Origin of the sequence: Lacticaseibacillus mingshuiensis (genome assembly GCF_016861785.1) — a bacterium.
GTDB lineage: Bacteria > Bacillota > Bacilli > Lactobacillales > Lactobacillaceae > Lacticaseibacillus > Lacticaseibacillus mingshuiensis.
Genome location: NZ_BOLS01000037.1, coordinates 1 through 5,222 on the forward strand (window position 1 = coordinate 1; position 5,222 = coordinate 5,222).

Consider the following 5,222-nt stretch of genomic DNA (forward strand, 5'->3'; position numbering starts at 1 on the left):
AATACTGGAATGAAGCCATTTAGAAACAGACAAAATTTTATATTATTTCATCTGTCAACTTGACAGGGCCGACCGCACTTCCACAGATAGCGGCTTTTTGTCGTAATATCTAAATGGGATCACCATACTGGCAGAGAGCTTGCTCTCGGAGGCGCGGTTGCATCCGCGCTTTTTTCGTCTCTTGTCGCATGGCCATCATCTCTACAATCAGAGTAACATGGACGACCGGGATTGTCACCAATCTGTCGACACAATCTGTCTTTTAATATCATTGCGTACCTGCTTCGGCAGTTGCTACGAAAATGCCTTGGGGTGGTGGTATTTACTGGCCGCCTGCATTCAGGCATGGCGCGCTCTTGTGAGAGTATTGCGGGTCAAATTACTCGTCGTACACAAAAAGCCGCTCCCAATCCCAAATGGTTAGCGGCTTTTTATTGAATTAACTAGCGGGATCACCATACTGTGAGAGAGTTTGCTCTCGAAGGCGCGGGTCTGAACCGCGCCTTTTTTGTCTCTGTCGCATGGCCATCATCTCTATAATTAGAGTAAGATGGACGACCCGGATTGTCACCAGAGAAGTGACAGCACCGCTCACCCTCAAGATGAAGCTGGCAATGCTGACCACACCGCGCTGCCAATAAGCGACTCAGCCTAACGTTTCCGAGATGAGCCCCTCGAAATTTGAATCTGGTAGTTGACGAATAGTGAATGAACGTTTATTATAGCGTCATGCGAACAATTGATGAAGACAAACGCGCGCGCATCCAGCAGGCCGTCTTTTCCCTCACGGCGACAGAAGGATTGACTGGCCTTGCGATGAGTAAAGTCGCGAAAACCGCTGGCGTCAGCCCGGCCACCATCTACATTTACTACAACGACAAGGAAGACATGCTCAGTCGCATTTACGAGCAGGTCAAAACGCTTTTCGACGCCGGCCTGCACGCCGCGATCGACGCCGCCCCGGATCTTGACGCCAAGATCCGCGCGGCGGAGTGGCATTACATCACCCAGTTCCGCCAATACCCGGAACAGGCGCGGTTCGTCGATGCCGTTTTGGCCAATGAGCAGGCGATCGACGCGAAGGCCAAAGCCTTTGCGGACGACCAGGCGCAGCCGCTGACCGATCTGTTCGCCCAGGTCCAGGCGGCGCCGGCCTATCGCCCAGTCGATGCGTTGCTCGGTACCACCCTATTTTCCGTGCCGCTTCAGATGCTGAAAAGTCAGGCGACTGACGCGCAGCTGAATGCGGCCATCGATACTATCATTGCGGCGCTGAAACGCTGAGGCGCCGCTTGCTTTTCCGTTGCTAGAAACGAACGTTCATTCACAAATCAAAAGGAGTCTTACTTATGTCAGAAAAAGTTGTTGCGATCACCGGTGCGTCAAATGGGATGGGGCTGGAGGCCGCCAAGTTGTTTGCCCAGCGCGGCTGGATCGTGTATGGCGGCGCGCGGCGGGTTGAAAAAATTCCCACGACGAACGGCATTCATGCGCTCAAACTCGACGTCACCGACGATGCTTCCCGAGAGGCCTTCATCCAGACCATCCTCACCGACCAGCATCGCATCGATGTGTTGATCAACAATGCGGGCTACGGGGAATATAGGCCACTGGAAGAGTTGCCATTGGAAAATCTCAAGGCGCAGTTCGACGTTAACTTTTTTGGCGCAGCTGCATTGACCCAGCTGGTCCTGCCAACCATGCGGGCGCAACACAGCGGGCGCATCGTCAATATCTCCTCGATCGGCGAGGACGTCTTCACTCCGCTCGGCGGCGCGTATCATGCGACCAAGGCCGCGCTACGCCGCTGGAGCAACGTGCTGGATCAGGAGGTCAAAGGCTTCGGCATTCGGTCGGTCATCGTCCAGCCCGGCGGTACCCAGTCTTCTTGGGCCGAGATCGCCATGGCCAACGCGAAGAAAAATCTGAAGCCAAACTCCGTCTACCGGCCGCTGGTTGAGGCAGTCGAGACGCAATTATCCGGCATTCCAGCCAGCGCCGCGACGTCCGCCGACCTCGCCCGCCTGTTTTATCGCGCCGCCACGGATGAAACGCCGAAGTACGCCTACTTCAACACCTGGTCAGACCGGCTGATGGCGCGCACCGCCCGCGTCCATCCGCGCCTGTACATGCGCATCGCCGACCGTTTGATGAAGGGCTTTAGCAAGGAAGGCGCCAAGTAACGACAGCCCCACACAAAAAGAGAAGTGAGCCCCGTGGCCACTTCTCTTTTTTCGGCTTACGGCGCAACGCCGCTTAGTCCGAGCTCGAATTTGTTGGCAAGAACGGCTGGATCATGTCCGCCAGGCTCTCGATGTTGCGCGTCTGGACGTACACCCGGCCGCGACCGTGGAAATGATTGGCCAGCCCCTCGCCTGTTTTGAAGCCGAGCGCCCCGCCTGCCGCGACGATATTGTAATCCAGCGTGCTGGCCCAGGCGACCACGTGATTGTTGTCGATCACATAATCATTGGTGCCGTCCAGGTCGATCGGCAACAGCGCGCCGTACGCCGACACCAGCATGGTCCCAGTGCCGCTGCTTTCCATGATAAAAAATCCGCCGGTGCCGCCGAACAGCGCACCACTAGCCTTTTGTCGCACCATCGAATAACTGGCGGTGCTGTCCGCGGCCAAAAATGCGCCCGTGTTCAGGCGCCATTGGTGGTCCGCGTCGACCGGCAGTTCGGTGATCTCACCGGGGTTGCCTGGCGCGATGGCGAGATCCGCCCCATCCGCCGTGGCCGTTGCGGTTGTGATAAAGAAGGATTCGCCAGACGTGGCCGCACGCCCGATCGCCGATAACAGGCCGCCGAACCCTTTTTTCCCATTACTATTCATGTGGCCGGCAAGATCGATGCGGTCGTTGTGGTAGATCATCGCGCCAGATTCCAGCTGGACGCTTTCGCCCGCGTTCAGGTGAAGCAGCGCGATTGGAAACGGGTTGTCGCCTTGCAATTCATAATTCATTTTTGGCACCTCCATTTGCGGTCAGTTTACCGTAAATGGGGCAAAAACAAAAGGAACAAAAATGCGGCGTCCCGTTGGCCAGGGCGCCGCATTTTTGTGACCTAGAAATTACAGATCTGCACCATTTGAGGCGATAACCTGCTTGTACCAGTTGAAGCTGTCTTTTTTCGACCGCTTGAAGTCGCCTTCGCCATTGTCGTCAGCGTTGACGTAGATGAAGCCATACCGCTTCTTCATTTCGCCGGTGGAAGCCGACACGATGTCGATCGCGCTCCATGGGCAATAGCCAAGCAGTTCGCAGCCATCTTCCGCCACGGCTTTTTCCGCCTGCAGGAGATGGTCGGCCAGGAACTTGATGCGGTAGTCATCGTGCACGCTGCCGTCTTCTTCCATCTTGTCATAGGCGCCGAAGCCATTTTCAACGATGAACATTGGCTTGCCCCAACGCGCGGTCATCCAGTTCATGGAATAACGCAGGCCGACGGGGTCGATCTGCCAGCCCCAATCAGAGCGCGGCACGTATGGGTTCTTGACGTCGTTGGCGCCTTCGTTGAAGTCCAGCTCCGGGTTGTCCTCGGTGTACTTGACCGCGGAGGAGTTGTAATAGGAAAAGCCGATGTAATCCACAGCGCCAGCCTTGATGATCGCCAGGTCTTCAGGCGTGATGTCGAGCTTGAAGTTCTTGCGCGCCCAATACTTCTTGAGCCACGCTGGATATTCGCCGAGCGCCTGGACATCGCCGAAGTAGTAGCGATAATTCATCGCGCGCTGGCAATACAGGACATCTTCCGGCCGCGCGGTCAGCGGGTAGATCGGGTTGAACGCGATCATGTCGCCGACTTGCAGACGCGGGTCGATGGCATGCGCGATCTGAACGGCCTGGGCGCTGGCAACAAACTCGAAATGCGCTGCCTGAAACATGGCTTCTTCCCAGTTGTCCGTGTCGCTCAGGATCAAGCCGGAGTTTTGAAGCAACGGGTGCGGATCCTGATAGTTGGTCTGGTTATTGATCTCGTTGAAGGTCATCCAGTACTTGACCTTGTTGTGATAACGGCGGAAGCAGACTTCCGCAAACTTGGTGAAGAAGTCGATCACCTTACGATTGGAAAAGCCACCATAGGCCTTGACCAAATGCAGCGGCATCTCAAAATGCGCCAGGGTCACAACGGGTTCGATGTTGTATTTGTGCAATTCGTCAAAAAGGTCATCATAGAACTGCAGGCCCTCTTCGTTAGGCACATCTTCGTCGCCGTTCGGGAAAATACGGGTCCAGGCGATGCTGGTCCGGAATGCCTTCATGCCCATTTCGGCAAATAATTTGATATCTTCCTTATAATGGTCGTAGAAATGAACGCCCCAGTGGTTCGGGTAGACCTGGTCCGCCAAGACCTCGTCATCCTCGATCCGCGCGGTGTTCTTGTCGCCGGCACGCATCACATCCGCAATGCTCAGCCCCTTGCCGCCTTTGTCCCAGCCACCTTCAACTTGGTGTGCGGCCACAGCGCCGCCCCAGAGAAAATCGTCTGGCATTTGATAGCCTTGTGTCATCTGCTTAACGCTCCTTTAATTATCTTCTATAATAAAGCCAATATACACCATAACCGGTCCGACATACAAGGAAGCGGTCTCAGATAGCGCCTTCTTTTCGCGTCGGTCGCGGCCATCCCTTGCCCCATCCGGCATCCGCTCGAGCATATAGTGAACTACTCGGCCATAAATGACCGAGCTTCTGGGAACACCGCTGACTTACACTTCCAGCATTGAGCCTTCTGTGCAGAGGTTACGGCTATTGACCAAGGCGCGTCCCGCGCCACAAACCCTATCAGGTTTTAGACTGTTTGTTGCCCAGCCGCCAAAATATTCTTAGCGGCGTTAATATCACGATCATGGCGCGTGCCACACTGTGGAAAGGTCCATTCGCGCACGTCTAGCTCGTGTTTTCCGTCGTCGTACCCGCAATTTGAACAGCGTTGCGAGGTTTTGTATGGCGATACCGCCACAACTTGTTTACCATACCAGGCCGCCTTGTACTCAAGCATCAGGCGTAATTCTCGCCAGGCCTGGTTGGCAATGGCACGAGCCAGCTTGTGATTATGCAGGAGGCCCTTGGTTTTCAGGTCTTCTAGCTTGATCAGGTCGTACTGGCGTATAAGTCCTGTGCTGAGCTTCTGGAGATAGTCGCGACGTTGGTTGGCGGCCTTCGCGCTGTATTTGGCCACCATGCGCTTAGCCTTCAGATAGTTTTTGAAGTCACT

General features: G+C 55.3%; 5 protein-coding genes. 2 read left to right on the plus strand and 3 right to left on the minus strand.

Annotated elements, in window-relative coordinates; translation table 11 throughout:
• Positions 1-729 precede the first annotated feature (729 nt).
• Both JUE67_RS12375 and JUE67_RS12380 read left to right on the plus strand, forming a co-directional pair.
• The gene (locus tag JUE67_RS12375; RefSeq protein WP_203637183.1) at positions 730-1,284 is read left to right on the plus strand and encodes a TetR/AcrR family transcriptional regulator; all 555 of its coding nucleotides are present in this window, start codon (positions 730-732) and stop codon (positions 1,282-1,284) included.
• Between the two features lie 65 nt (positions 1,285-1,349).
• On the plus strand, positions 1,350-2,183 hold the full coding sequence (locus JUE67_RS12380) for an SDR family NAD(P)-dependent oxidoreductase (RefSeq protein WP_203628633.1): 834 nt from the start codon (positions 1,350-1,352) through the stop codon (positions 2,181-2,183).
• Positions 2,184-2,256: 73 nt separating this feature from the next.
• Here JUE67_RS12380 and JUE67_RS12385 read toward each other — a convergent pair whose 3' ends face one another.
• The 3 genes from JUE67_RS12385 to JUE67_RS12395 all read right to left on the minus strand — a co-directional run.
• Positions 2,257-2,967, minus strand: a complete 711-nt coding sequence (locus JUE67_RS12385; protein WP_203628632.1) for a TIGR00266 family protein — start codon at positions 2,965-2,967, stop codon at positions 2,257-2,259.
• Between the two features lie 108 nt (positions 2,968-3,075).
• Positions 3,076-4,515 (minus strand): 6-phospho-beta-glucosidase, encoded by a 1,440-nt coding sequence (locus JUE67_RS12390; RefSeq protein ID WP_203628631.1) that lies wholly within the window; start codon positions 4,513-4,515, stop codon positions 3,076-3,078.
• Positions 4,516-4,796: 281 nt separating this feature from the next.
• On the minus strand, positions 4,797-5,222 hold a 426-nt coding region (locus JUE67_RS12395), incomplete at its 5' end, for an RNA-guided endonuclease TnpB family protein (protein ID WP_203637184.1).

Excerpts from the sequence above, each read along its gene's own strand:
- JUE67_RS12375 (WP_203637183.1), top strand. The coding sequence starts at position 730 with ATGCGAACAATTGATGAAGACAAACGCGCGCGCATCCAGCAGGCCGTC.
- JUE67_RS12380 (WP_203628633.1), top strand. The coding sequence starts at position 1,350 with ATGTCAGAAAAAGTTGTTGCGATCACCGGTGCGTCAAATGGGATGGGG.
- JUE67_RS12385 (WP_203628632.1), bottom strand. The coding sequence starts at position 2,967 with ATGAATTATGAATTGCAAGGCGACAACCCGTTTCCAATCGCGCTGCTT.
- JUE67_RS12390 (WP_203628631.1), bottom strand. The coding sequence starts at position 4,515 with ATGACACAAGGCTATCAAATGCCAGACGATTTTCTCTGGGGCGGCGCT.